Here is a 24969-nt window from a genome sequence, read left to right as displayed (position 1 = left end):
TCAGGACAGACTTGGAGAGAGAGATGACCCTGAAGACCACCAAACTGCGCGACGCGATCGTATTCGCGTTGTGCGTGGGCGCGACCAGCCTGGCCGGCACCGGCCTTGCCTCCGCCCAGGACGCCGCGGCACCCGCCGCAGCGCCCGCTGAAGACGCCACCACCCTGGATCGCATCCAGGTCACCGGTAGCCGCATTTCCATTCCCGGCCTGACCACCAACAGCCCGGTCATGACCGTCGATCGCGAAGAGATCGACCGCAACCAGCCGGTCACCGCCGAAGACTTCCTCAAGGTCCTGCCCGGCGCCGTGCCGGCCATCGGCCCCGGCACCAACAACGGCGCCAACGGCGGCGCCACGATCAACCTGCGCGGCCTCGGCGACAACCGCACCGTGGTGCTGATGGACGGCCGCCGCGTCGTTCCGTTCAACCTGTTCGGCGTGGTCGACACCAACGTCATCCCGGTTGCGCTGATCGACAGCGTCGACCTGGTCACCGGCGGTGCATCGGCCGTGTACGGCGCCGACGCCGTCTCGGGCGTGGTCAACTTCGTCCTCAAGCGCAACTTCGAAGGCGTCGAGGTCAACACCAGCTACGGCCAGTCGAGCAAGCAGGACGGCGACCGCCGCAACACCACCGTCACCCTGGGCATGAACCTGGACGACGGCCGCGGCAACTTCGTGCTGAGCCTGGGCAAGACCGACAACGACCCGCTGCTGCAGGGTTCGCGCGGCTTCTCCGAGTTCAACCTCGACTCGACCAACGGCGAAGCCGGCGGTTCGGGCACCTCGATCCCGACCCGCGTCGGTCCGCTCGGCCAGATCAATCCGGCCACCGGCCGTTTCGACCGCATCGTCACGCCGTTCAACTACAACCCCTACAACTTCAACCAGACCGCGCTGGATCGTTGGCAGGCCACCGCACTGGGCCGCTACGAGATCAACGAGCACGCCGAGGCCTACACCCAGCTGCTCTACACGCGTTCGAACGTGTTCTCGCAGATCGCTCCGGGCGGCCTGTTCGGCGGCCGTTTCGATCTGGGCATCGGCAACCCGCTGATTCCGGAACCGGCCCGTCAGCAGATCTGCACCCAGTTCGGCGTGCCGGCGGCCAACTGCGTGGTCGGCAGCCCGACCACCGTCAACACCACCTTGAACCGTCGTACGACCGAGCTCGGCACCCGCTCGACCGACTTCCAGAACAAGGTCTTCCAGGCCACCCTGGGCCTGCGCGGCGAGATCAACGACCGTTGGCGCTATGACGCCTACTGGTCGCACGGCGAAGCCGATCAGCTGACCGTGTCGGCCGGCTTCCTGTCCAAGGCCCGCACGCAGCAGGCCCTGTTGTCGACCGACGGCATCAACTGCGTCGACCCGACCAACGGCTGCATCCCGCTGAACCTGTGGGGCGTGGAAGGCACCATCGGCACCAACTCGAAGAAGTTCCTCGAAGTGCTGACCTTCGCCACCCAGCGCGTCGAACAGGAAGTCTGGTCCGGTTCGGTCAACGGCGACCTGGGCGACAACTTCAAGAGCCCGTGGGCCGATTACCCGATCGGTATGGCGTTCGGTCTGGAAGGCCGCAAGATGACGGCGTTGAACCGCGCCGACGCGGCTTCGCGCGATCCGGAAGAAGTGCAGGGTTCGGGCGGCGCCAATCCCGACGTCGAGGGCAGCCTGAAGTTGCGTGAAGCCTACTTCGAAACGATCGTGCCGCTGATCAGCGGCAAGACCGGCGCGCACGCCTTGAACTTCGAAGCCGGCTACCGCCACACCGAGTTCAAGTCGGGCCAGACCGACACCGACTACGGCAGCTACAAGTACGGCCTGGAATGGGCTCCGATCGAAACGCTGCGCTTCCGCGGCATGTTCCAGCGCGCGACCCGCGCCCCGAACATCAACGAGCTGTTCCAGCCGGTCGTCACCGGTCTGGACAACACCGCGGTCGATCCCTGCGAAGCTTCGCAGCTGGCGCTCAACGGCGGCGTGACCGGCTCGGTGGCTGCACTGTGCGTCGCGACCGGCGTGCCTCAGGCGATCCTCGACAGCCAGGGCGGCGTCGACGGTCCGAGCGCGGGTCAGGCCAACGCCTTCGTCGGCGGCAACCCGATCCTGGGCCCGGAAAAGGCCGATACCCAGACCCTGGGTCTGGTCTGGCAGCCGATGGAAGAGCTGTCGATCACCCTGGATTACTGGAAGATCGACATCAAGGACGCGATCACCCGTCCGGTGCTCGGCGATGCGCTGTTCGGCTGCTACGACCGTCAGTTCAACCCGACCCTCAGCATCACCCACCCGATGTGCCAGCTGATGATCGGCGCGCGCGAAGTGGCCGACGGTTCGCTCAACGGCGAAGCGCGCGGTCCGTTCCTCAACCGCTCGAACAAGGGCCGCATCACCACCGACGGTTGGGACCTGGGCGTTCGCTACGGCATCCCGCTGAGCAACGATTGGGGCCGCCTGGACTTCGCGCTCGATCTGACCAAGACCGACACCTACGACTACCAGGGCGACCCGCAGGTCGGCAAGCACGACTGCGTCGGCGTCTACGGCGTCTCGTGCAACGTCATCGCCGGCATCGTGTACGACTACAAGTCGAACTTCCGCGCGGTGTGGTCGATCAAGGACTTCGAGCTCGGCTTCAACTGGCGTCACCTGAGCTCGGTCGACGTCGAACCGGGTCCGATCGAGTGGTTCCCGGACTACACCTCGATCGATTCGTACGACTACTTCGACCTGACCATGGCCTATGAACTGCCGTGGAACGCTCGCATCAACTTCACCGTGAACAACGTCGCCGACAAGAAGCCGCCGGTCGTGGGCAGCAACATCGGCAGCACCGGCTTCAACAGCGGCAACACGTTCCCGCAGTACTACGACACCCTGGGTCGCTACTACACCCTGGGCCTGACGATGCGCTTCTAATAAAAAGCATCATCCGAGTCGAATTGAGGCGGGCTTCGGCCCGCCTTTTTTTGTGGGTGGTCGGAAAGTGACGGGGATTCGCTCCTTGCCCCTTGCCCCTTGCCCCTGCCGTTGCCCCTGCCGTTGCCGTTGCCGTTGCCGTTGCCCGATGAGCTTGGCGCAGTACCAAACTCGCGAGAACACCCGGAGACCCGGAGGGCGGCGCACAGGACGTGCGCCGTTTTTCGATAGGACAAGGATGTCCTATCGAAAAATCCCGGCGCGCGCATTGCACTCGTGGCCTGTGCCCTTGCAAGGAGAGCCCTTTTCTTTGGTTACCTTTCTTTTGGGCTTAGCAAAAGAAAGTAACCCGGCCGCGTAGCGGGCGGAAGCTCTGCACTTGCTTATAGCTTTCATACAAACAAGATCAAACGCTAAGAGCTTCCGCCACTAAAGCGGCGGGTAACTTTCTTTTGTCTAAAGCAACAAAAGAAAGTCACCAAAGAAAAATGCTTTTGCTTTGAATCACAGGCCCGCACGTTCGATGCCAACGCGGGGATTTTTCATACGGGACATCCCTGTCCCGATGAAAAACGGCGCGCATCCCTGCGCGCCGCCCTCCGGGTCTTCGATTGCCTTCGCTAGTGCGAATCGGCGCACAGCAACAGCAAAATCATTACGGCAACAGCAACAGCAACGGCTGCGGCAAATACCGAGGCCACGGTCAAGGCTAGAGCTAGGCTGGGCTAGCAACGAATCTGAAACTGGAACAGCACCCAGCCGGGCCAAGCACCAACCCGGCGCCCCGCCCCATCGCGATCACTCGTCAGCCCGCCAGGAAATCCCGGTGCGCCCGCATCATCGCGTCGACCATGTCGCGTTCGGCCAGCGACAACAGCGGGTTCCACACGTCGAAGATCAACACCACGCGCAGCTCGTCGCTGTCGTTGTGCGCCTCGTGCTCGATCGAGTCGTCGAAGATCAGCACTTCGCCGACCTTCCACTCGCGCCGCTCGAAACCGACCCGGTAGCGGCAACGCTCGGGCACGATCAGCGGCAGATGCACGACCAAGCGCGCATTGGTCTCGCCGTGGTGCGGCGGGATGTGGGTGTGCGGCGCCAACGCCGAAAACATCGCGTTCGGGCAGACGTCGGCAATCTGGGCCATTTCCACCGCTTCCAGCGCGGCGCGGGTCTGCGGGCACAGCGCCAGGTGCTCGTGCACCGGCTGCGCGTAGCTCCACAGTTTGTAGGTGCTCCAGCGCCGCGAGTGGTTGAGCTCCTGCCACTGGTTGACCGGGTCGCCGGGCTGGTACTCGATATAGGGCGTGAACTCGGCCTGCTCGTTGCGCAGCACCTCGCGCATCTCGCGTTGGATGTCGTAGGTGCGCGCTTCCAGTTCGGGCACCCAGGGGAACTGGGCGCGGTCGTAGAACGGAATCGCCGGCAGCCGCGGTATGCACAGTTGGTTGCAATCGGAGTGATACGGCTTGCTGCGCCCGACCATGATCGAGGCGGCCTCGTCCCAGCGACCATGCACGCCGGCCTCCAGCGCGGCGCGCGGAACGCCGACGCGATGGGCGAGAAACTCGCTGAACTCGTCGGAATACTGCTGGACCTTGCTCTTGGCGTGGAGCAACTGGGTCTTCAGCATGTCCGGCCAATGCGGCTCCGGCGGCGCGACCGTCAAGGCGTTGCGATAGGCCTGCGCCGCCGCCCGCGACTTGCCGGTGCGTTCGAGGAAGGCGGCCTTGGCCAGCAGGCCGGCCAGGAAATACGGATCGGCGACGAGCGCGGCGCTGATCGCCTCCCACTCGGCGGTGGCGTCGCCGCGTTCGCGTTCGACCATGCCGATCGAGAGCAGGATCATCGGATCGTTCGGCGCGGCGCGATGCGCGGCCTGCAGCAGTTCGACCGCGCCGCGGGTGTCGCCGCGCTGCAGGGCGTGGATGCCGAGGCTGTAGAGGGCCTGCGGGTGCTGCGGCGCGAGGCTGCGCACCTGGCTCCAGAGCGCTTCGGCTTCCTGCCAACGGCCCGCGCGCGAGGCCAGGCCGGCGGCCTGGACGAGTTGATTGACCTGTTCGTTCAAGACCGCTTCCCTCGCCGGACGGAACTGCGACCGCGTCCCAGGGGCGCGATCGGCACTGCATCGATGGCGCGGCTGACGCGCCTAGGCGAGGAACATACACCGGCGGCGTTGCGCCGCACAGAGTGGCCGCGGTTACGGCCTGCGAGCCGGAGAAATAGGCGATTCCGGCAATCCCGGCGCGTGCACAGCGCTCAGTTCAGCTCCAGCGTCGCGTCGCCGGAGAAGGTCTCGATCTTGATCGAACCGCTGCCGTTGCCGTAGCGGTGCTCGAAGCTCGAACCCGGGCCGTGCTTGGGCCGGACGATCTGCGCATCGGGCGCGCTCAGGTCGCCGCTGAAGCTCTGTCCGCGCACGGTCGCCGACAGCGCGCGCGGCAGCGACAGGCGGACGTCGCCGCTGACCGTTTCCAGCGAGATCTCGCCGCCGTCGGCCAGGGCCCCGGTCACGCGCAGGTCGCCCGACACCGAGTTGCCCGACAGCTTGGCCAGACGCGATTCGCGGGTGGTCACGTCGACCTTGCCGGACACGGTCTCGATGTCGACCTCGCCGTTGAGCCGGCCGCGCAGACTGAGGTCGCCGCTGACGGTCTGGGCCGAGACTTTCGCGCTGTTGAGGGTCAGGCGCAGGTCGCCGCTGACGCTTTCGATTTCGGCCTCGCGCGGGGCCGCGGCGACGATCACATCGCCGCTGACGCTGTCGATGCTGAGGTCGCGCGGCGCGACGCCGTTGACGTCGACGGTGGCCGAGACCGCATCGATCTCCAGCTTGGCCTGCAGCGGCACGGTCAGGCGCAGCTCGGTCGGCTCGCTCTTGTCGCCGCCGACCAGGAAGCCCATGCCGCTGCCGCGGTTGGGGTAGCGGACCTTGATCGACAGATGCTCGCGGTCGCCTTCGATCTCGAGCTTCTCGACGCCTTCGCCGAGGCTGCCCTCGATCCTGACCTCGGGTCGGTCCCAGGCGCGGACCTGGATCAGGCCTTTGACGTTGTCGATGTCGATGCTGCCCATCGGGTCGAGCGGACGGGTCTCGTTGATCGGCGTCGCGGCGCAGGCCGGCATCGCCGCGACCAGGGCCAATGCCAACAGGCCGAGCACGGGAGCGATATGGCGGCGATTGCGGAGAGCGCTGCGGTTGCGGGGGTTGGCGGTGGTCATCGTGGCGTCCTCCGTGGATCAGGTGTAGACCACGCGCTGTGCGAGCGCGAGGCGGCGGGCGTAAGTACGGCGCAGTTGTTCGAGCAACAGTCGCGAATCGGGGTCGTGGGCGAGCGCATCGAGAATCAGCGCGGCGTTGCGGTCGAGCTCGTCGAAGGCCGGCTGCATCACTTTCGCTTGTTCGGTGGCCGGGGCGATCTCGCGGATCGCGGCCTGGTACTGGCGGGTCATGCCGTCGGCTTCGCGCTGGACCAGGCTCGCAGGTGCCTTGGCCTGAGCGGCGACCGGCACCGACGTTTCGGGCTGGGCGCGGTACTGCCCGGCGATGCCGATCGCCAATGCGGCGACGCTGGCGGCCAACGCGAACGGCGCCATCCAACGGTTGCGGGTGGTTTCACGCGGTCGCAGGGCGGTCACCGGCGCGGTGGCTTGCGCTTCGGCGGCAACAGCCGGCGTCTGCGCGGCGGCCGGCGGGGCCTGCTCGCCGAGGCGCGCGGCGATGCCGGGCCACAGATCGCGCGTCGGCGGGGCATCCCGGCGCAGCGCACGCAACTGCCAGCGCAAGGCGTCGGGCAGCTCACCTTCCGGGGTGTTCGCTTCTGGGGTTCGGTTGTGGTCGCTCATGCCTGCTCTCCAAGTCGCGACCGCAGCAGACTGCGGGCGCGATGCAACTGTGCTTTGGAACTGCCGACCGCCATGCCGAGCTCGGCGGCGATCTCCTCATGCTTCCAGCCTTCGACGTCGTACAGCACCAACACGGCACGGGCGCGGGGCGGCAGCGTAGCGACGGCGCGTTCCAGATCCATCGACAAGGCCATCACATGACCGGCTGAGTCGACGCTGCCGATCAGCTCGAAAGCGTCCTCGTCGCTGTCCTCGAACGGCCGGCTGCGCCGTCCGCGCAGCTCCATCAGGGCGGTATTGACCGCCAGCCGGTGCAGCCAGGTGCCGAACGCCGATTCGAAGCGGAAGTTCGGCAGGGCCTGCCAGGCGCGGACGAAGGCTTCCTGGGTCAGGTCCTCGGCGCGGGCGCCGTGGTAACCGACGAGGCGGGCGATCACACCCTGGACCCGGCCGGCGTGGCGGCGGTAGAGCGCTTCGAAGGCGGCGACGCCGCCGGCCGCCGCGGCGGCAACCAGGGCACGGTCGTCGTCGACTTCGATCGAGGCTGCGGTGTCTGGCATGTGGTCGTTCACGGCGGTCAGCATACTGAGTCCGATGCGGGGTCGGGGCTCAGGGTTTAAAGGCAGGAACGAGAGATCAGGAACGAGGAACGAGGGGCGTCGCCGGGCAGCTCCCTCCCCTGCCCCGGCGGAAGTCCTCGGCCGGGAAGCCGGAAATGGGGGAGACCGAGGTACCAGGAACGAGCAACGACAGGCGCCGTGGCCAGCCCGTGCTTGGCCCAGCGATGCGCCCACCGAGCCGGAAACGAAAGAGGAACGAGCCCCGAGCAGGCTCGACTGCGGCCCACTCGTTACTCGTTCCTCTCCACTCGTTCCTAAGCTACGGCCTCAGCCCTTCAGCACTGCAGCGATCCGCTGCTGCTCGTCGTGCAGGGCCTGCGGCATGCGCGGGCCATACTCGCGCAGGTAGTCGCCGATGCTGTCGAACTCGGCGCTCCAACCGGCATGGTCGAAGCCGAACAGCTTGGCGTAGGCCTCGTCGCTGAGGCTGACGCCGGCGAGGTTGAGGTCCTGCGCATCCGGCAGGTGGCCGATCGGCGTTTCGGTGGCGCCGGCCTCGCCCTTGACCCGGCCGATCATCCACTCGATCACGCGCAGGTTGTCGCCGAAGCCCGGCCACAGGAACTTGCCGTCGTCGCCCTTGCGGAACCAGTTGACGTGGAACACCTTCGGCAGCTGCGCGCCGTCGCGGTCGAACGACAGCCAGTGGTTGAAGTAGTCGGCGAAGTTGTAGCCGCAGAACGGCTTCATCGCCATCGGGTCGCGGCGCATCACACCGACCGCGCCGGTCGCGGCGGCGGTGGTTTCCGAGCCCATCGCGGCGCCGACCAGCACGCCGTGGGTCCAGTCGCGGGCCTCGAACACCAGCGGCACCAGCGACGCGCGGCGGCCGCCGAACACGATCGCCGAGATCGGCACGCCGGCCGGGTTTTCCGCTTCCGGCGAGTAGCTCGGGCACTGCTTGGCCGACACGGTGAAGCGTGCGTTCGGATGCGCGGCCGGGCCCTTGGCGGCGTCATACGGGTTGCCGCGCCAATCGATGACCGGCGTCTGTCCGTTGTCGAGGCCTTCCCACCACGGCTGGCCGTCGGCGGTCACGCCGACGTTGGTGAAGATGGTGTTGCTCTGGATCGACTTGAGCGCATTCGGGTTCGACTTGGCCGAAGTGCCGGGCGCGACGCCGAAATAACCGGCTTCGGGATTGATCGCGTACAGGCGGCCATCGGCGCCCGGACGCATCCAGCAGATGTCGTCGCCGACCGTCCACACCTTCCAGCCGGCGTGGCGATAGCCTTCCGGCGGAATCAGCATGGCCAGGTTGGTCTTGCCGCAGGCCGACGGGAACGCGGCGGCGACGTAATGGGTCTCGCCGAGCGGGTTCTCGATGCCGACGATCAGCATGTGCTCGGCGAGCCAGCCTTCGTTGCGCGCCTGGTGCGAGGCGATGCGCAGCGCGTGGCACTTCTTGCCGAGCAAGGCATTACCGCCGTAGCCCGAACCGAACGACTTGATCGCCAGTTCGTCGGGGAAATGCATGATGAAACGGCGTTCGGGATCGAGCTCGCCGATCGAGTGCAAGCCGCGCACGAAGCTGCCTTCGCGCTCGATGCGGGCCAGCGCCTGCGCGCCCATGCGCGTCATCACGCGCATGTTGGCGACCACGTACGGCGAGTCGGTGATTTCCACGCCGCAACGCGCCAGCGGCGAATCGATCGGGCCCATGCAGTACGGAATCACGTACAGGGTGCGGCCGCGCATGCAACCGTCGAACAGGGCGTCCATCTGGGCGTGCGCCTGCGCCGGCGCCATCCAGTGGTTGTTCGGACCGGCGTCTTCGCGCTCGTCGGTGCAGACGAAGGTCAGGTGTTCGACCCGGGCCACGTCGTCGGGATGCGAGCGGTGCAGATAGCTGCCCGGGTGCGTGTCCTGATTCAGCGTTTCGAGGGTGCCGTCGGCCAGCATCCGGGCGACCAGAGCGTCGTATTCGGCATCGCTGCCATCGCACCAGTGAATCTTGTCGGGACGGGTCAGCGCGGCGACTTGCGCGACCCATTCGTTGAGTGCGACCAGCAGACTGCCCGCGCTCCCCGGCACGGCAGTCGCGGGGGCGGCGTCTTTCAAATTGGCATTCACGGCATTGCTCTCCAGCCGGGGGAACGGGAAAAAAAGCGAATCAAGTGGAAACAAGGTTCATGACGAAGGAATCAGCGTGGCCATCATGTGCTCGACATAGGCCTCGAATTCGTCGTGTTGCATGCGGGTCTGGTGCAACTGCAGGTTCAGTTGCAGGAAGCCGACATAGGCGGCATAGAGCAGGCGCGCACGATGCTGGGCATCGGTGCGGCTGAGGCCGGCCTGGCGGAAGGAGGCGGTGAGGTAATCCAGGCGGCGTTCGGAAACGCGCCCGATCACCGGCTGCACGGCGGGATGGTCCAGCGCCTTGAGCAACTCGGAATAGATGATGTGCGACTTGACCTCGTGGGCGACGAGGTGGAACAGCGAACGCAGGCGCTGGCGCGGATCGGGAATCGGCTCGAGCTGGCCGAACACGGTTTCCTGCTCGACTTTTTCCCAGCGCTCCAGCGCGGCGACGAGCAACGCATCGCGCGACGGGAAGTGCCAGTAGAAGCTGCCCTTGGTGACGCCGAGACGGCGCGCGAGCGGTTCGACCGCTACCGCAGCGACGCCTTGTTCGGCAATCAAGTCGAGGGCGGCCTGGGCCCAGTCGTCGGCGCTGAGGCGGCCGCTGCGCTCAGGCTTGGCCTCCGGCTTGGCGTCGGCGGCCGAGACGGCGGGCGGGGTGTCGAGCTTCGGCTCGGGCTTGTTCGAGGCAGGCTGGTTCATGGATGACAAGTTTAACCATACGCCACGGTCGGGAACAGTACGCAGTGCAGCAAAAGCGACGGGATTGGGGATTTGTGATTGGGGATTGGTAAAGCAAAAGCCTGCGCACCCGTTCAGAAAACCGCCGCCTCGCCCGACCGCACATCGAATCCCGTATCCCCAATCCCGAATCCCGGCTGCTCGGTTGACAGCTCGAAACGGCGATTCCATACTCGGCCGTATGTTAAGTGTTTGATGCCAGCGTTTGAATGCCGATCGGCTTGCCGGCCAGGGAGCATCGCTATCCGCACTGACATCACACATGCCCCATTAGCTTGAATCTCAGCTTGAGTCTTAGCCGCATCCTCCGGAGCGCCGCCATGAGTATCGCGATCCCCTTCCTTGCCTTCCTTCTGGTCGGCGCCATCGCCGCCTATCACCGCCTGCGCCTGCCGGTCTGGGCCGCGCTGACCGCGACGGTGCTGGTGGGCTGTTACCTGCTGGGCGCCAACCCCGTCGCGACCATCGTCGCCGCGGCCCTGGTCGCGCTGATCGCGGTGCCGCTGCTGGTGCCGGCGATCCGCCTGCCGCTGATCACCAAGCCGCTGCTCGGCTTCTACACCAAGATCCTGCCGCCGCTGTCGGAAACCGAGCGCACCGCGCTCGAGGCCGGCACGGTCGGGTTCGAAGGCGAACTGTTCTCGGGCAAGCCCGACTGGCAGCAACTGCTGTCCCAGCCCAAGCCGGTGCTGAGCGCCGAGGAACAAGCCTTCCTCGACGGCCCGGTCGAAGAACTGTGCAAGATGACCAACGATTGGCAGATCACCCACATCGATGCCGATCTGTCGCCGGAGCTGTGGGGCTACATCAAGAAGAACAAGTTCTTCGGCCTCAACATCCCGAAGGAATACGGCGGCCTGGGCTTCACCGCGCTCGCCAACCACAAGGTGATCCAGAAGCTCGCTTCGGTGTCCAGCGTGGTCAGCTCGACCGTCGGCGTGCCGAATTCGCTCGGCCCGGCCGAGCTGTTGATGCATTACGGCACCCAGGAACAGAAGGATCACTACCTGCCGCGCCTCGCCGACGGCCGTGAAGTGCCCTGCTTCGGCCTGACCGGCCCCTGGGCCGGCTCGGATGCGACCTCGATCCCGGACTTCGGCATCGTCACCATGGGCGACTGGAACGGCGCGCGCGTGGTCGGCGTCAAGCTGACCTTCGACAAGCGCTACATCACCCTGGCCCCGGTCGCGACCCTGATCGGCCTGGCCTTCCGCATGTACGACCCGGACGGCCTGATCGGCGACAAGCGCGACATCGGCATCACCCTGGCGCTGCTGCCGCGCGACACCGCCGGCGTCGAAGTCGGCCGTCGCCACTTCCCGCTCAATTGCACCTTCCAGAACGGCCCGGTCCGCGGCAAGGAAGTGTTCATCCCGCTGAGCCAGCTGATCGGCGGCGAAGCCTACGCCGGCAAGGGCTGGCAGATGCTGGTCGAATGCCTGTCGATCGGCCGCTCGATCACCCTGCCCTCCTCGGGCAGCGGCGGCGCCAAAATGGGCGCCATCGTCACCGGCGCTTACGCCCGCATCCGCAAGCAGTTCGGCCTGTCGGTCGGCCGCTTCGAAGGCGTCGAGGAAGCGCTGGCGCGCATCGCCGGCCATGCCTTCGCGGTCAGCGCTTTGTCGCAGGCCACCGCCGCCGCGGTCGCGCGCGGTGAAAACCCGGCCGTGCCTTCGACCATCGCCAAGTACCACTGCACCGAGATGGCCCGCGAAGTCGCCAAGGACGTCATGGACATCCACGGCGGCAAGGGCATCATCCTGGGGCCGAAGAACTACGCCGGCCGCAACTGGCAGGCGCTGCCGATCATGATCACGGTGGAAGGCGCGAACATCATGACGCGCTCGCTGATGATCTTCGGCCAGGGCGCGATCCTGTGCCACCCGTGGGTGCTCAAGGAAATGAAGGCGGCGATGCTGCCCGACGAGACCGAGCGCCTGCGCGAGTTCGATAAGAACCTGTTCGGCCACATCGGTTTCGCCATCTCCAACGCCGTGCGCAGCTGGTGGTACGGCCTGACCGCCGCGCGCATCGGCGCCGCCCCGGGCGACGCTTACACCCGCCGCTACTACCGCAAGCTCAACCGTTATTCGGCGACCTTGGCGGTGATGGCTGACACTTCGATGCTGCTGCTCGGCGGCAAGCTCAAGTTCAAGGAATCGCTGTCGGGCCGCCTCGGCGACGTGCTGAGCCAGCTCTACATCGCCAGCAGCATGCTCAAGCGTTACGAAGACCAGGGCCGTCCGGCCGGCGACCAGCCGCTGCTGGCCTGGGCCTTCCACGACGCCGTGCACAAGATCGAGCTGGCGCTGTCGGGCGCGTTGCGCAACTTCCCGATCCGTCCGGTCGGCTGGCTGCTGTGGGCGCTGATCTTCCCCTGGGGCCGCCGCGCCCAGGCCCCGAGCGACCGCCTCGGCCACCGCGCCGCATCCTTGCTGATGTCGCCGAACGATGCGCGCGACCGTCTCGCCGAGGGTCTGTTCATCACCCCCTGCGAGAACAACCCGGCCGGCCGCATCAACAGCTACCTGCAGAAGGTCATCCTGGCTGAGCCGGTCGAGCGCAAGTTCCTCAAGGCGCTCAAGAACAGCGACATCGAAGCGCTGGACTTCCCGAGCCAGCTCGACGAGGGCGTGCGCGAAGGCTGGATCACCGCCGAAGAACGCAAGCAACTCGAAGAGCTGCGCGAGATGACCATCGATGCGATCAGCGTCGACGACTTCGACGCCGCCGAGCTGCGTTCGGCCGGCTACAAGGCGCAGCACGCAGCCGACCACGGCGACACCCGCGCCGCGGCATAAGCGCAGGCCTCGCATGCGACACGCTGCATGAATGGAAACGGCGGGCCCTCGGGTCCGCCGTTTCGGTTTCCGGCATCGGTCACTTGGTTTCCGACGCCCCAGATCGCACTGCGCCTTTTCCTGCCGTCATCCCTGCGAACGAGAGGATCCAGGGCTCCATCGCGACATGGCTCTGAAGTCTCTGCCGCCCGGCCAGGGCGCACAGCACTCTGGCGTTCATGGATGCGCGAGCCAGTGGCTCGCAAACGCATCCATTCACCCCGCCTGCGCGGGGACGACGGCAAGCAATAACGCGCGCCCCTTCCACCACCCATCCGGCCATCGCCCATGAGCACCGACGTCCTGAAGCTGTACAAGAAGATGACCCGCTGGCCGGCCGGCCACTGGCTGTTCTCGCGCGCCATCTGCTGGAACGCGCCCTACTTCGCCAGCATCTCGCCGCGCTTCGAATCGCTCGAACCCGGCCGCTGCAGCGCGACCATGCGCCACCGCCGTAAGATCACCAATCACCTAGGCACCGTGCACGCCATCGCCATGTGCAACCTGGCCGAACTTACCGGCGGCGTCATGACCGACGTCAGCATCCCGCGCTCGATGCGCTGGATCCCGGTCGGCATGAGCGTGGAATATCTCAAGAAGGCGGTCGGCAGCGTCCGCGCCGTCGCCACCCCGGCCGCGCCCATCGTCGAATCCGACCAGGCCTACGACCTGCCGGTCGACGTCGTCGTCACCGACCCCACCGGCGACGCGGTGTTTCGCGCCCGCATCGCGATGCGCGTCTCGCCCAAGCCCAAGCGCGGCTGATTCGCGCTCCCGGCACAGCCCGCGGCCAGGGCCCGGCGTAGCATCCAACCGGGAGCAATCAGCACCGGGAGACCCGTCATGAGCGCAAACGCCTGGATCTGGCTAGGCGGCCTGCACAGCCTGGCCTTCGCCATGTTCCATATGGCGTTCTGGAAACTGTTCGGCTGGCGCCGCAGCCTGCAGACCGCCACCGTCGCCGACCGCGCCATCCTGCAGATTCTCAATCTGCGCCTGATTTACATACTGCTCGGCATCGCTGTGTTGTGCTTCGTCTATACCGACGAACTGCATACCACCGCACTCGGCCGCGCGCTGCTGATCGGCATGTCGCTGTTCTGGGTCGGGCGAACCATCGAGCAGTTCGTGTTCCTGCGGATCAACCGGCCGATGATTCATGTGTTGACCGCACTGTTCGTGCTTGGCGCTGCGATCTTCGCGATACCTTTGCTGCTAGTGGCGTGATTGCACGCTGAGGGTGATGACTATCGATTCCGTAGTTTTCACCACATTCAATATCGTCGTGCATACGACAGTTGATACTGCGTTCTGGCGATAGCAATCTTTGCCAGGGAGCGTAGAAACTCCTCCCACAACAGCCCCCCCCGAAATACCGGTGGCTTTTCGAGCCTGCGGTTTTCGGCACGCCCTACGCATGCGCCTCGCATCGGGAAGGCAGCTAATACAACGGCAAGGCATCGAGCGTCGTGGACGCTATGCCTGGCTGCTGTTCTTGCCCTCTACATATTCAATCGCCCCTTCCCAATGCGCGGATTCCAGCACATTGACGTCCCGCATGGCCATGCGCAACAAGTCCCTTTGCTTGCTTAAAAATGAATTCAACGCGTCGCTCGGCGCATCAATATGCACCAAAGTATCCAGATTTCCCTCCAGCCACTGGAGGTACTCTCTAAACACCTTGTCTTCCTGCGCAACCATTTCCCACGAAGCATCCCAGATGTCTTGCGCCAGCTCGAGATAATTAAAATCGAGCATGCACCTGTCTATTTTTCTTAGCACATCATCAAGCACACCATCTCGCTCGCTCATTATTTTCTTCCACCACACGGATTGACTGTGAAGACCGAAAACGGGGTTAGAGCTACTTTTCAACTGCTGCAGTTGCAGCTCGGCCGCCTTACAGAGGTTTCGGCGAAGTTGAAGTCGCAAAGACCGCTCATGCCGTCACGACGGCCAGACCGAGCCGCGTCGAGGACTCACCGCCCCTCGTTCAACCCACGTATCTTGGATTGGCGAACGCAAGACCGGAGCAAGTAATGACGCCCTCGGACACTGATGCGTCTTCAAGCGTCTGAAGAATATATTTCTTGCTTTCGAACGACGATTCGTTGTCCTGGTACAGGTAGCCGACGAACTCCGCGGGCAATTGCTCTAGAATCAATCGGGCCAGAAGCCCTGGCTCGCGCTCGGCCATTATTGGAAAAGCAGGATAACCGGCGGATTTGAGTTCCAGATAAATCCCGCTGGGCTCATAGCCCGAGCCGTCGTCTTCGCTCTCTCTATCCAGGAAGTCGCTGAAGTACGCGCCAAAGCAGCCGTCCGCCGTGTCCACGTCGACGCGGATGCTGTAGGGCAGCGAATCCACTCCCGGATTTCGCCCGAACGAAACCAAGCCGACTCTGATCAGCGCGGGCTCGATTTCCACGGAGTCAATGATGCAAGTTTTCATTCAACGAAATCCCTTGGGAAGTGCGGTGATGGCTCAATTGGGACTGAACGAGATCGAGCCCGAAGCGGGAAAACGGGGTCAGAGCTACTTTTCAACTGCTGGCTCTATCGCAAAGGGGCTCTAACCCCCGTTTTGGTTCGTTCAGCGACGGCGCAGCCTGAACGACAGATACCAGAAAGCAGGCGGCAACACGGCTATAGCAAAAAGAAACAGCACGAATAACGAGTCCGGTAGCATTTGCGACAGCATCCAGATCGCGAGCAACGAACCCGCCATCGAAACAAGGGATCTGCCGAATATTGATGCGGCCGATCCAGGGTCTTTTCCGAAAAGCTTCCATGCGGATAACGCCAGCGTGACCAGCAGTTGGATGCTGTAGAAGCCCACCAAATACATCGCGATACCTGCCGAGTACATGTATTCGTCTCCGGCTGAAGCCTCGTCGGCGAACGAATTGCAGGCGCATGCCACTAAACCTAGCCCGGTAGCCATGGTTCTATAGCAGCGGGAGGAAGTAGCGATATCAGCGGCCATTGCCACACTCGGCGTCATTGAGGTAATTCCAGGGAAAGGGGCTCTGACCCCGTTTTGCTAGCATCAAACCCCATGACCATGGCGTATTTCTTGATCAACTCCGTTTGATCCGAGGGGCCGAGATTCGAATAGATGAAAAACTCTCCGCCCTCTTTGTATGTTTCATAATACCGCCGCAAATCAACCCCCACTCTTTCCGGAAAAAGATCCAGCATGTCGGGGCCGTTGCTTTCAACGATCAAATCAGCGACCGCCAGTGAAACAATATCCCACGGAAACGAACCGCTCTCGGCTTCGCGCGCGAGCGCCAAGATTGAATCAAGTCTCTGCTGAAGGTCGCTCATCATATTTCTCCCGCCTCCCGCATGGCTCTGAATTTCCTTAAATTATCGCCACCCTCGATCACTGCATTGTAATGAAGGTTACCAAACTCCCTGGACCCAACCATCTTCCAGAATTGCGCATAAGGCATCTGCACCCTGCAAAACTGGGTCTGCAAAACTGAGTCAGAGTGCCTTTTCGTTGTCGGAAAGGCACTCTGACCCAGTTTCGATTCCTTCCGTTTTGCCTTCTCGGCAGTTTTCGTTGAACAGTTTTCGTTCGAGCCTGCCGCTCGAATAAGGATCGCGCGATTCGACCGGGCGGAACCGCGCGACCCATCGCCGCTCACGTCGCGCAATCCACCGCCTCGACCGGCTCCGGCCGGGCACCCACCGACATCAGCACCAGGCCCAGCACCACCGACACGCCCACGATCGCCGAGGCGACATAGCCCAGGCCGCCGACGCCGATGGCATCGATCACGCGGCCGCCGACGATGGCACCGACGCCGATACCCAGGTTGGCGCCGGAAATGTTCAGCGACGCGGCGAACGCCGGCGCCTCGGGCGCGGACTTCATCACCCGCACATGGCTGACCGGGAACAAGGCCGCCTGGGTGACGCCCCACAACGCCAGCGTGGCGGCGAACAGCGGCAGCGAGTGGATCGACGGCACCACCAGCACCAGGCCGAGCGCCATCGGCACGCTGAAGATCATCGAGGCGGCCAGCGGATTGCGGTCGACGATGCGGCCGCCGAGGGTGTTGCCGATCAGGCCGACCGCGCCGAACGCCATCAGCGCCCAGCCGACCACCGAACCGTCGAAGCCGGCCAGGCGCTCGAACATGTCGGCCAGATAGGTGTAGGCGGTGAACATGCCGGTGAACAACAAGACCGATAGCAGCACATGCCCGCTCACGCGCGGATCGCGCAGCACCCGGAACTGCTGGCTCAGCTTCACCTGCGGTTTGTCCATGCGGCTGTCCGGCAGGAACACGAACAGCAAGGTCGCCTTCAATAGCGAAGCGATCGACAGGGCGACGAAGGCCGCGCGCCAGCCGAAGGCATCGGCGATCAGGGTACCGGTCGGCACGCCGATCACGGTGGCGCAGATCACGCCGAAGGAAATCACCGAGATCGCGCGGCCGGCACGCTCCTGGCCGGCCAGGTCGACCGCGGTCTCGCTGGCCAGCGCCCAGAACACCGGCACGCCCAGCGCCGGGATCAAGCGCGCCAACGCCATCACGCCGAGGTTGGGCGCCATCGCCGCGACCGCGTTCGAGGCCGCAAACAACAACAGCACCACGATGAACAAACGCTTGCGTTCGAAGCGCGAAAAGTAAGCGGTCAGGAACGGACCGCTGGCGGCGACCGCGAAGGCGAACAAGGTCACCAGCAAGCCGGCCTGCGACACGCTGACGCCGAGATCGCGCGCCAACGACGGCAGCAGGCCGACCAGAATGAATTCGGTCGTCAGCACGGTAAAACCGGCCGCCGACAACAATAGAAGAGGCAGTAGCACGACAGACTCCGGAGACGAAGACGCAACGGCCCGATCGATCGGGCCGGCGCGGAAGGAAGAGGGGGAAAGATCGCGGCGCGCCGTGTGCGGCGCATGGGTCCAATCTAGAAAATCGCGGCGCGCGGATAAACCGCATCGCCATGCTTTCATCGTTCCGGACAGCGAACGATGGCCGCAGGCCGCACCGTTGCGCGCGTTCGCTGGTTAACGACGATTCGGGACTGTCAATCCCGGATCGCGCGCTAGTCGACGGCGGAACGATGCGGCAAGCTGTCGGGCCTGCGTCGCGAGCTCCGCGCGATCGCCGTCGCGCCGCGACATCGCCCCCGAACCGCGCCGGCCTAGGCTCGATGCCCTATTCGGCGACGAGGCTGCTGCGATGGCGAAGATCCTGGCGCTCTCACTCGGCCTATGGCCACATCGAGACGATGGCGCAGGCCGTCGCCGAGGGCGCGCGCGACGCTGGCGCGCAGGTCGACATCAAGCCCTCGCCCGAACTGGTGCCTGACGAGGTCGCGCGCAAGTCGCACTAGAAGCTCGACCAGCAGGCGCCGATCGCGAAGATCGCCGAGCTGGCCGACAGTTGCGTACCGCCCCAATCCCCGGTCCTATCCGCAGGCTCGAACTAGCGCACGCCACTCATCGCCGGCACATCCCGCACAAGCTTGTACAACTTCTGTATGTCCGAAGGATGCCCCTGCTTCTGGAACTGGCTGAAGATCAGGTAGCCCAGAATCGAGTTCCCCGTATCCCGCCGCGTCACCAGCGTCAGTTCCCGTGCCGGATCCACCAGCAGGTACTGGCCGCCCCAGCCGTCGGCCTGCACGGCCTTGAGCTCGGAGTTCAACCACCACGAGTAGCCGAACCCGTCGTAGAACGGGTTCTGCGTGGCGGAATACGACGTGGTGCTCCTGGCTATCCAGTCGGCTGAGACGACCCGCTTCCCGTTCCACAGGCCCTGTTGCGCTACCAGCGCCCCAAGCCGCGCAAGGTCGCGCGCGCTCATGTGGATGCGATAGGTTCTGTAATCGGAGTCGGAGCCGCGATTGTCATAGATCACGTGCTCGCGGTTGAAGTCCTGCATGCCCAGGGGTGCGGCCAGCCAGGTATCGATGGCCTCGCCAATGGACAGCCCCGTCTTGCGTTCGAAGATGGCGCCCAGAACGTTGAAGTCCCAGTTGTTGTAGAAGTAGTTCGCGCCCGGCGCGAACTGGCCGCGCTGCGGGCGGCCTTCCTTGTTTTCTACCGTCTCCGCGCCAGAAGGCAGGTAGATGCCTGACCTGGCTTGAAGGAGATGCTCGATGGTGGCTTGCTTCTCCGCCTGCGTGAGGGGCGTCCGGCTCTCGTCGATGCCGAGCGCTCCGAGCGTCTCGTTCACATCGATCAAGCCGCGGTCGACCGCCACACCGAACAGCAGGCTGAGGATGCTCTTGCGCGCGGACGCCAGGTTCATGGGCGTGCCGACCTCCCCGTACTCCATCAGCACCGTTTCGCCGCGCAGCACAACGAAAGCATCGATGCCGTCCGCCTCGGTCCTTATGTAGTTCTCGAGCGTCTTCGCCTGCTCTGGAGGCAGCGGAGCTTGCGCGAGGGGGAGGGGATTGGTGGCGGGTGCATCCCGGTCGATGAAGGGGCGAAGGCCCAGTACAAGCGATACCGCCAAGGCGGCAAGTAAGGCGATGCCGAGGTACTTCAGGATACGTCGCACAGATTGGCCCCCCGTTGAGTGCGGTGTCGGTGCCGTCCACCGGATCGGTGACGGAACACTTTGGGTCTGACGCGTTCTTTCGATCCTTGGGCCCGAGCGCGACCCGCATCTTCATGGCTGTGGCTGGATGGGGCCATGCCAGGAGGCGGGTTTGGCTTATGGGCTTTGGGGAGGTTGCAACAAAAGGGGGGCGGGTTCAACCGGTCAACGCAACAGCTGCGCTCGGCTTACAGGCTGGCGTCACGAATCCCAGCGTCTTTCTCGGACGCTGGTTTAAGCGCAAGGCCATCCTAGTCAGCTCGACTTGGCAATGGATCGACAGTTCGGTCCCCTTCGGGAAGTACTGTCCGAGCAAACCGTTGGTGTTTCGTTGGTGCCACGTTGCCAAGGACTTTGAGGGCCGCAGAAAGACCTTCACGTCGGTGGCGATGGTGAACTGCTTGTGGCCGGCCAGTTCTCCGCCACGATCCCAGGTCAGAGACCTTCGCAGCTCCATCGGGAGCTTACCGACTAGGCGAGTCGATGCGGATACCACGCTGGCCGTGTCGCGGCTGTTGACGTTCACAAGCATCGTAAAGCGCGATTGCCGTTACACCACAGTTGCAATGTGAGTGTTTTTGGACCCTGTGATCGGATCACCTCCCAATGACCGAGGATGGCCCGATCCTCGATTTCCGAGGGGCGCTCGCTGATGGAAATAGCATCTACGATCTGTCCTCGCTGTTGGCCTTCCGTGCTCGCCAACTTTGACTTTCGCATCTTGCTTCGCGAGCGTGGGTGCGCGGCCAGTTCCCCGGCTAGCCCAGGGCCCCGACTTCTCTCCATGGCACTTCATCATCCGCGTAATGTTGCATCGACCGGTTGAGTCCGCCCCTTGTTCTCGATCATCCCCCACCGGCTCCACTTCGGCGTGGTGATCGTCGGCCTCAACTACGGTTTCTCGGGGCAGACGCGTCTGGACGAAGTCACCGGCGGCGCGCCCTACGGCAGCGCCACCATCGCCGGCAGTTATGGTTCGCGCCAGCCCAGCGATAACGAACTCGACGCAGCACGTCATCAAGGCCCCGAAGTCGCCGAGGTGGCCAGAAAACTGCACGGTTGACCGGGCGACACCGGGCGGGCGGCAGCGCGGTGTGACTGACAACTCACTGCTCGTGGCCGCCCACGGCCGACTACAGCCCATTCCGGCCAATTTCGGCCGATTACGACAAACCATGGCCCTGTCGGCCACGCAATTGCGTACGTAAAGTACGACAGGTACCGCCGATGGCACCGCGCGCTTCTCCGGCGCCGCATCGGCAGCCGCTTCCCGGCATGCAGTTCCGCCGCGCACGGACCCGCACCTGTCGAAGGAACGCAACGATGTCGTCTCCCGCACGAGAATTGATCGAACGCCTGCCGCTGATCGGCGAGGGCGCCGCCGCCGCTCAGGCACGGGAGCTATTGGCGATGGATGTCGACTGGGCCTCGATCCGGGGCCAGGCCTCGTCCGCCGCGGCCTGGCGCCCCAGCCAAGCCTTCCTGATCGTCGAAGGCTCGCTCGACCTCGCCGGCAACGCGGTGATCGGCACCGGCGAGCACGATCGTGGCGCCCTGATCGTGCTCGGCGACCTGCGCTGCCGCAACCTGGTCGTGGCCCAGGATTTCCATCTGGTCGTCACCGGCGATCTGATCGCGAGCGAAGCCGTGGTCGCCGACCTCGGCGACAGCACCGCCCATGTCGCCGGCATGGTGCGGGCGCCGGTGCTGCTGTCCGGCGATGCCGGCTGGTTGACCCTGGACCGCGCCGACGGCCTGCGCGTGGCGCGCACCAGCGCCTACGTCATCGTCGACGAACAACCCCTGCCCTTGCCTCCGCACAGCCTCAGCGAGCTCGTCGACGACGGCGTGCTCGATCGCGAGGAATGGGACGGCCTGGACGCGGACGAACGCGAAGGCCAGGACATCGACGAGTTCGTCGTGCTCGACGAAGGCCGCGTGCTCAGGCGCCTCGCCGCGGGCGATTCGATCCTGCGCGGCTGAGGCCGCAAAACGGATTCGGCCTGCCCCTGCGACGGCAGGCCGTGCCGCGCCAGGCGGCGAGCGCGCTCAGTGCAGCCATACCGCGAGAAAGCCTAGCAAGGCCGGCAAGGCCTGGATGAAGAAGATGCGGCGATTGACCGTGGCCGCACCGTACACGCCGGCGACCACCACGCAGGCCAGGAAGAACAAGGCGACGTCCTGGCGCGTGCACAGCAGCGACCAGATCAGGCCGGCGGCGAGGAAACCGTTGTACAGGCCCTGGTTCGCTGCCAGCACTTTCGACTGCTCGGCCTTCTCCAGGCTCTGACGGAACACCTTGAGCCCGAGCGGCCGGGTCCACAGGAACATCTCCAGGACCATGAAGTACAGGTGCAGCAGCGCGACCACAACGATCAGGGCGACGGCGATCCAGTGCATCGGCAGGCTCCTAGGCTAAGGCGAGTGTCGGAGCCGCAGCATAAGGCTTCGGCCCGGCGCCGCGCAGCTGGGGGGAGTCGGCGCTGAGGAGTGAGGAACGAGGAGTGAGGAGTGAGGAACGAGGAGTGAGGAACGAGTAAAGCCCCCGGCGACCGGCTTTCGCTCACTTCTCACTCCTCCGCACTCACTTCTCCTACTCCTTCGCCGCATCTGCGCTCGCATGCCAGGCCTTCAACACCTCGGCCTCGCGTTGCGGCGCGATCCCGGCCTTGGGCTTGGCGCGGCGTTCGGCCGGCAGGCCCTGCCAGTAAGCGAGCGTGTCGCGCACGGTCTCGCGCAGCGGCCGATAGGTGAGGCCGGCCGCGCGCGCCTTCGCCACCGACGTACGGCCGAAGCCGGCGTACTCGCCGCGCGCGGGAATCCAGGCCGGCATGTCCTGCCATGGCGAAACTTTCTGCGCTTCGAGAAAATCCGCCGGCACCCAGGTAACGGTCGACTTCGCCTTGGCCGCGCGCTGCGATTCGGCCAGCACCGCGCCCATGCTCAGGGCGCCGGGGGCGGCATCGGCGTTATAGATGCCGAAGTGGCCGTGCTCGATCGTCGCCAGCAGGAACGCCGCCAGATCGCGTACGTCGATGAACTGGGTCGGGTCCTGCGCGCTGCCGGGCGCGAGGATCTCGCCGCCGCGGTCGGCGCGCGCCGGCCAATAGGTGAAACGATCGGTGGTATCGCCGGGACCGACGATCAGCCCCGGGCGGACCACGGTGCTGCGCTTGGGCAGTTCGCGTTCGGCGGCCTGCTCGCACAGGGCCTTGAGGCCGCCGTAGGTTTCGCCGGTGACCTCGGTGACGTTGGGATCGGCCAGCACCGCGAGCGGCGAATTCTCGTCGCTTGGGGCATCGTTCTTGGCGTAGACCGAGATCGTCGACACCAGCACGTACTGCTTCACCCTCAGCGCCAGCAACTTGGCCGAGCGGGTCACGTCCGCCGGCAAGTAAGCGGACGTGTCCAGCACCGCATCCCACCGGCGCTCGCCTTCCAGCGCCTTCATGTCGGTCTTGCGATCGCCGTGCAGTTGCTCGATGTCGCTGAACTGCTCGCCGGAGAACTTGCCGGGATTGGTCTTGCCGCGATTGAACAGGGTCAGGCTGTGGCCGTGCTTGCGCGCAGCCTCGACGAAATGCGGGCCGAGAAAACCGGTGCCGCCGAGCACCAACAGCTTCAGCGGCGCCGGTTTGCGCAGGCTGCGCGCGAACGACGGCAGGGCGAGCAGACCGGCGCCGGCGGCGCCCGCGGCCAGGAAATCGCGACGACTGGTTTTCATGCTTCACCTCGTAGAGAGCGGATGTCGGAAGGAAGAGTCGAAGCCGCGCCCGGCAGGCCGCGCTGGGCGCGCACGATGCTCCAGGCGCTCGCGGTCATGCCGGCGGCGGCGAGCACGCCGGCCGCGAATACGGCCTGGCTGCCGAACAGGGCCACGCCTTTGTGGATCCAGACGAAGGCCAGGTCGGTGCCGCGGAACACCGCGGTATCGATCACCGCCTTGCCCTTGTAGCGAGAGGGCCGGTCGACCCGCGTGTACAAGGTCTCGCGGGCCGGCTTGGCCAGGGCGAACTCGCCGGCGCGCTGCAGCACCTGCACGATCGCGACCATCGCCGGCAGCGGCGAGGCCAACAGCACGCCGAAGCCGAGCAACAAGGTCAGCCCCGGCATCAACAAGGCCGGGGCGACGCCGTGGCGATTCAACAGCCAGCGGGTCAGCAGCAACTGAGTGAGGATCGCAAGCAGATTGACCGCGCTGTCGATGCGGGCGAAATAGCGCGTCGCGGCTTCGGCGCCGGGATAGAACTCGCGCGCGATCGCCGCCTGCTGGTTGTAGAGCAAGGTCGCCGCGCCGACGCTGAAGAACAGGGTGATCGCCATCGCCCGCAACACCGGTCGCTGCCAGACCAGTTCCAGGCCGGCCCAGATCGAGCCGCCCATCGCGCCCTCGCCGCTGTCGAGGCCGTGCTCGCGTTCGCGCCGGATCGCCCACGGCCGCAGCCGCACGATACACAGCACGCAGATCGACAGGAACGCTACCGAGACCAACAACAGGTTGGCCACGCCCAAGGGCTGCACCAGCCACTGGGTCAGGATCGGCCCGAGCACCGCGCCGGCGGTGCCGCCGGCGCCGATATAGCCGTACAAACGACGCGCCTGGGCATCGTCGAACACGTCGGCCATGTAACTCCAGAACACCGTCACCGCGAACAGGTTGAACACCGCGGTCCAGACGAAAAACACCATGCCCCGCCCCGGCACGCCGGCATTGAACGCCCAATGGAACGCCAACAGGCAGGCGATGAACAAGGCATACACCACCGGTAGAAACACCCGCCGCGGGAATCGCGCGACCAGGGCGCCGTAGACCGGCTGCAAGGCCAGCATGGTCACGAAGGTGCAGGTGAACAACACCTGCAGCACGAAGTCCTTGAGCTGCAGACCGTGCGCCTGGGCCCAGGCGATCATCGCCTGCGGAAACACCGTGGCCGCATCGGCCGAAGCGCCCATCGCATCGCGCACCGGCCGCAACACGTAATAGCCGCAGAGCAGGCTGAAGAAGTACAGCAGCGACCACCACAGCGGCGCATTCGAGGACAGGCGCCGGCTCGGATGCGCATTGGCATACGCAGCGCTCATGTCCGTGCCCTGATCGCATCGACACGAGCGCAGCGCGTGGCGAACGACGCGGATACGCGTCCACCCCCGTCGTGCCCGCTCGGCTTGCGCATCGTCGCTGCTCCGGTTCCCCCGCCCAAACTAGCCGCGGGGCCCGCGCGCGGCCCCTGCGGATGGTCATACCGACCTTCGGCATGGTGGGGACGCTCCGAGCCTCGGCGTACGCAAGCAGTGATCGGGGACGCAGTCCGGTTCCCAAACGGATCGAGCAAACGCCCTG

At 65.1% G+C, this 24969-nt stretch carries 21 protein-coding genes; 6 read left to right on the top strand and 15 right to left on the bottom strand.

What is annotated here, in order from left to right; all coding sequences use genetic code 11:
- Window positions 1–23: 23 nt before the first annotated feature.
- The gene (locus tag LC490_RS08165; RefSeq protein ID WP_223619850.1) at window positions 24–2924 is read left to right on the top strand and encodes a TonB-dependent receptor; all 2901 of its coding nucleotides are present in this window, start codon (window positions 24–26) and stop codon (window positions 2922–2924) included.
- A gap of 805 nt (window positions 2925–3729) precedes the next feature.
- Here LC490_RS08165 and LC490_RS08160 read toward each other — a convergent pair.
- The 6 genes from LC490_RS08160 to LC490_RS08135 all read right to left on the bottom strand — a co-directional run bounded on the left by LC490_RS08160 (window position 3730) and on the right by LC490_RS08135 (window position 10174).
- A complete protein-coding gene (locus LC490_RS08160) occupies window positions 3730–4992 on the bottom strand; it encodes an aspartyl/asparaginyl beta-hydroxylase domain-containing protein (RefSeq protein WP_223619849.1) in 1263 nt (420 codons plus the stop codon).
- A gap of 191 nt (window positions 4993–5183) precedes the next feature.
- Window positions 5184–6146: a DUF4097 family beta strand repeat-containing protein gene (locus LC490_RS08155; RefSeq protein ID WP_223619848.1), complete on the bottom strand. Its 963-nt coding sequence runs from the start codon at window positions 6144–6146 to the stop codon at window positions 5184–5186.
- Window positions 6147–6164: 18 nt separating this feature from the next.
- On the bottom strand, window positions 6165–6770 hold the full coding sequence (locus LC490_RS08150) for a hypothetical protein (RefSeq protein WP_223619847.1): 606 nt from the start codon (window positions 6768–6770) through the stop codon (window positions 6165–6167).
- Complete coding sequence (locus tag LC490_RS08145) at window positions 6767–7330, bottom strand: sigma-70 family RNA polymerase sigma factor (RefSeq protein WP_036149175.1); 564 nt, start codon at window positions 7328–7330, stop codon at window positions 6767–6769. Before LC490_RS08145 ends, LC490_RS08150 begins: the two co-directional genes overlap by 4 nt.
- Window positions 7331–7657: 327 nt before the next feature.
- Window positions 7658–9424, bottom strand: a complete 1767-nt coding sequence (locus tag LC490_RS08140) for a phosphoenolpyruvate carboxykinase (GTP) (protein ID WP_343223010.1) — start codon at window positions 9422–9424, stop codon at window positions 7658–7660.
- 96 nt (window positions 9425–9520) lie between these two features.
- A complete protein-coding gene (locus LC490_RS08135; protein WP_051885191.1) occupies window positions 9521–10174 on the bottom strand; it encodes a TetR/AcrR family transcriptional regulator in 654 nt (217 codons plus the stop codon).
- 359 nt (window positions 10175–10533) lie between these two features.
- Here LC490_RS08135 and LC490_RS08130 point away from each other — a divergent pair, with 359 nt between their 5' ends.
- The 3 genes from LC490_RS08130 (at window position 10534) to LC490_RS08120 (ending at window position 14280) form a co-directional block, all read left to right on the top strand.
- Window positions 10534–13014, top strand: a complete 2481-nt coding sequence (locus LC490_RS08130) for an acyl-CoA dehydrogenase (RefSeq protein WP_223619845.1) — start codon at window positions 10534–10536, stop codon at window positions 13012–13014.
- A 327-nt stretch (window positions 13015–13341) separates the two neighbouring features.
- Window positions 13342–13818: a hotdog fold domain-containing protein gene (locus LC490_RS08125; protein ID WP_031373040.1), complete on the top strand. Its 477-nt coding sequence runs from the start codon at window positions 13342–13344 to the stop codon at window positions 13816–13818.
- A 78-nt stretch (window positions 13819–13896) separates the two neighbouring features.
- The gene (locus tag LC490_RS08120) at window positions 13897–14280 is read left to right on the top strand and encodes a hypothetical protein (RefSeq protein WP_223619844.1); all 384 of its coding nucleotides are present in this window, start codon (window positions 13897–13899) and stop codon (window positions 14278–14280) included.
- A gap of 249 nt (window positions 14281–14529) precedes the next feature.
- Here the strand turns inward: LC490_RS08120 and LC490_RS08115 are convergent, their stop codons facing one another.
- The 6 genes from LC490_RS08115 to LC490_RS08090 all read right to left on the bottom strand — a co-directional run bounded on the left by LC490_RS08115 (window position 14530) and on the right by LC490_RS08090 (window position 19589).
- Window positions 14530–14865: a hypothetical protein gene (locus tag LC490_RS08115; RefSeq protein WP_223619843.1), complete on the bottom strand. Its 336-nt coding sequence runs from the start codon at window positions 14863–14865 to the stop codon at window positions 14530–14532.
- A gap of 181 nt (window positions 14866–15046) precedes the next feature.
- The gene (locus tag LC490_RS08110; protein WP_223619842.1) at window positions 15047–15505 is read right to left on the bottom strand and encodes a hypothetical protein; all 459 of its coding nucleotides are present in this window, start codon (window positions 15503–15505) and stop codon (window positions 15047–15049) included.
- 141 nt (window positions 15506–15646) lie between these two features.
- Complete coding sequence (locus LC490_RS08105; protein WP_223619841.1) at window positions 15647–16039, bottom strand: hypothetical protein; 393 nt, start codon at window positions 16037–16039, stop codon at window positions 15647–15649.
- 14 nt (window positions 16040–16053) lie between these two features.
- Window positions 16054–16383: a hypothetical protein gene (locus LC490_RS08100; protein ID WP_223619840.1), complete on the bottom strand. Its 330-nt coding sequence runs from the start codon at window positions 16381–16383 to the stop codon at window positions 16054–16056.
- Window positions 16384–16705: 322 nt separating this feature from the next.
- Window positions 16706–17881 (bottom strand): MFS transporter, encoded by a 1176-nt coding sequence (locus LC490_RS08095; RefSeq protein ID WP_223619839.1) that lies wholly within the window; start codon window positions 17879–17881, stop codon window positions 16706–16708.
- Window positions 17882–18506: 625 nt separating this feature from the next.
- Window positions 18507–19589, bottom strand: coding sequence for a serine hydrolase (locus LC490_RS08090; protein WP_223619838.1), 1083 nt, complete (start codon window positions 19587–19589; stop codon window positions 18507–18509).
- Between the two features lie 874 nt (window positions 19590–20463).
- Between LC490_RS08090 and LC490_RS08080 the strand changes: the two genes are divergently transcribed.
- Both LC490_RS08080 and LC490_RS08075 read left to right on the top strand, forming a co-directional pair.
- Window positions 20464–20691, top strand: coding sequence for a hypothetical protein (locus LC490_RS08080; protein ID WP_223619836.1), 228 nt, complete (start codon window positions 20464–20466; stop codon window positions 20689–20691).
- Window positions 20692–20951: 260 nt separating this feature from the next.
- Window positions 20952–21611 carry a polymer-forming cytoskeletal protein gene (locus tag LC490_RS08075; protein ID WP_152566312.1) on the top strand — a complete coding sequence of 220 codons (660 nt, stop codon included), beginning with the start codon at window positions 20952–20954 and terminating at the stop codon, window positions 21609–21611.
- Between the two features lie 66 nt (window positions 21612–21677).
- Here the strand turns inward: LC490_RS08075 and LC490_RS08070 are convergent, their stop codons facing one another.
- From LC490_RS08070 to LC490_RS08060, 3 genes are all read right to left on the bottom strand, one after another.
- Window positions 21678–22028: a DUF1304 domain-containing protein gene (locus LC490_RS08070; protein WP_223619835.1), complete on the bottom strand. Its 351-nt coding sequence runs from the start codon at window positions 22026–22028 to the stop codon at window positions 21678–21680.
- A gap of 193 nt (window positions 22029–22221) precedes the next feature.
- Window positions 22222–23352 (bottom strand): NAD-dependent epimerase/dehydratase family protein, encoded by a 1131-nt coding sequence (locus tag LC490_RS08065; RefSeq protein WP_223619834.1) that lies wholly within the window; start codon window positions 23350–23352, stop codon window positions 22222–22224.
- A complete protein-coding gene (locus LC490_RS08060; protein WP_223619833.1) occupies window positions 23349–24710 on the bottom strand; it encodes an MFS transporter in 1362 nt (453 codons plus the stop codon). Before LC490_RS08060 ends, LC490_RS08065 begins: the two co-directional genes overlap by 4 nt.
- Window positions 24711–24969: the final 259 nt, after the last annotated feature.

The organism is Lysobacter sp. ESA13C, assembly GCF_019970005.1.
Taxonomy (GTDB): Bacteria; Pseudomonadota; Gammaproteobacteria; order Xanthomonadales; family Xanthomonadaceae; genus Lysobacter; species Lysobacter antibioticus_B.
Note: the sequence above shows the minus strand (reverse complement) of the source record. Positions and strands in the feature narration are given on the sequence as shown.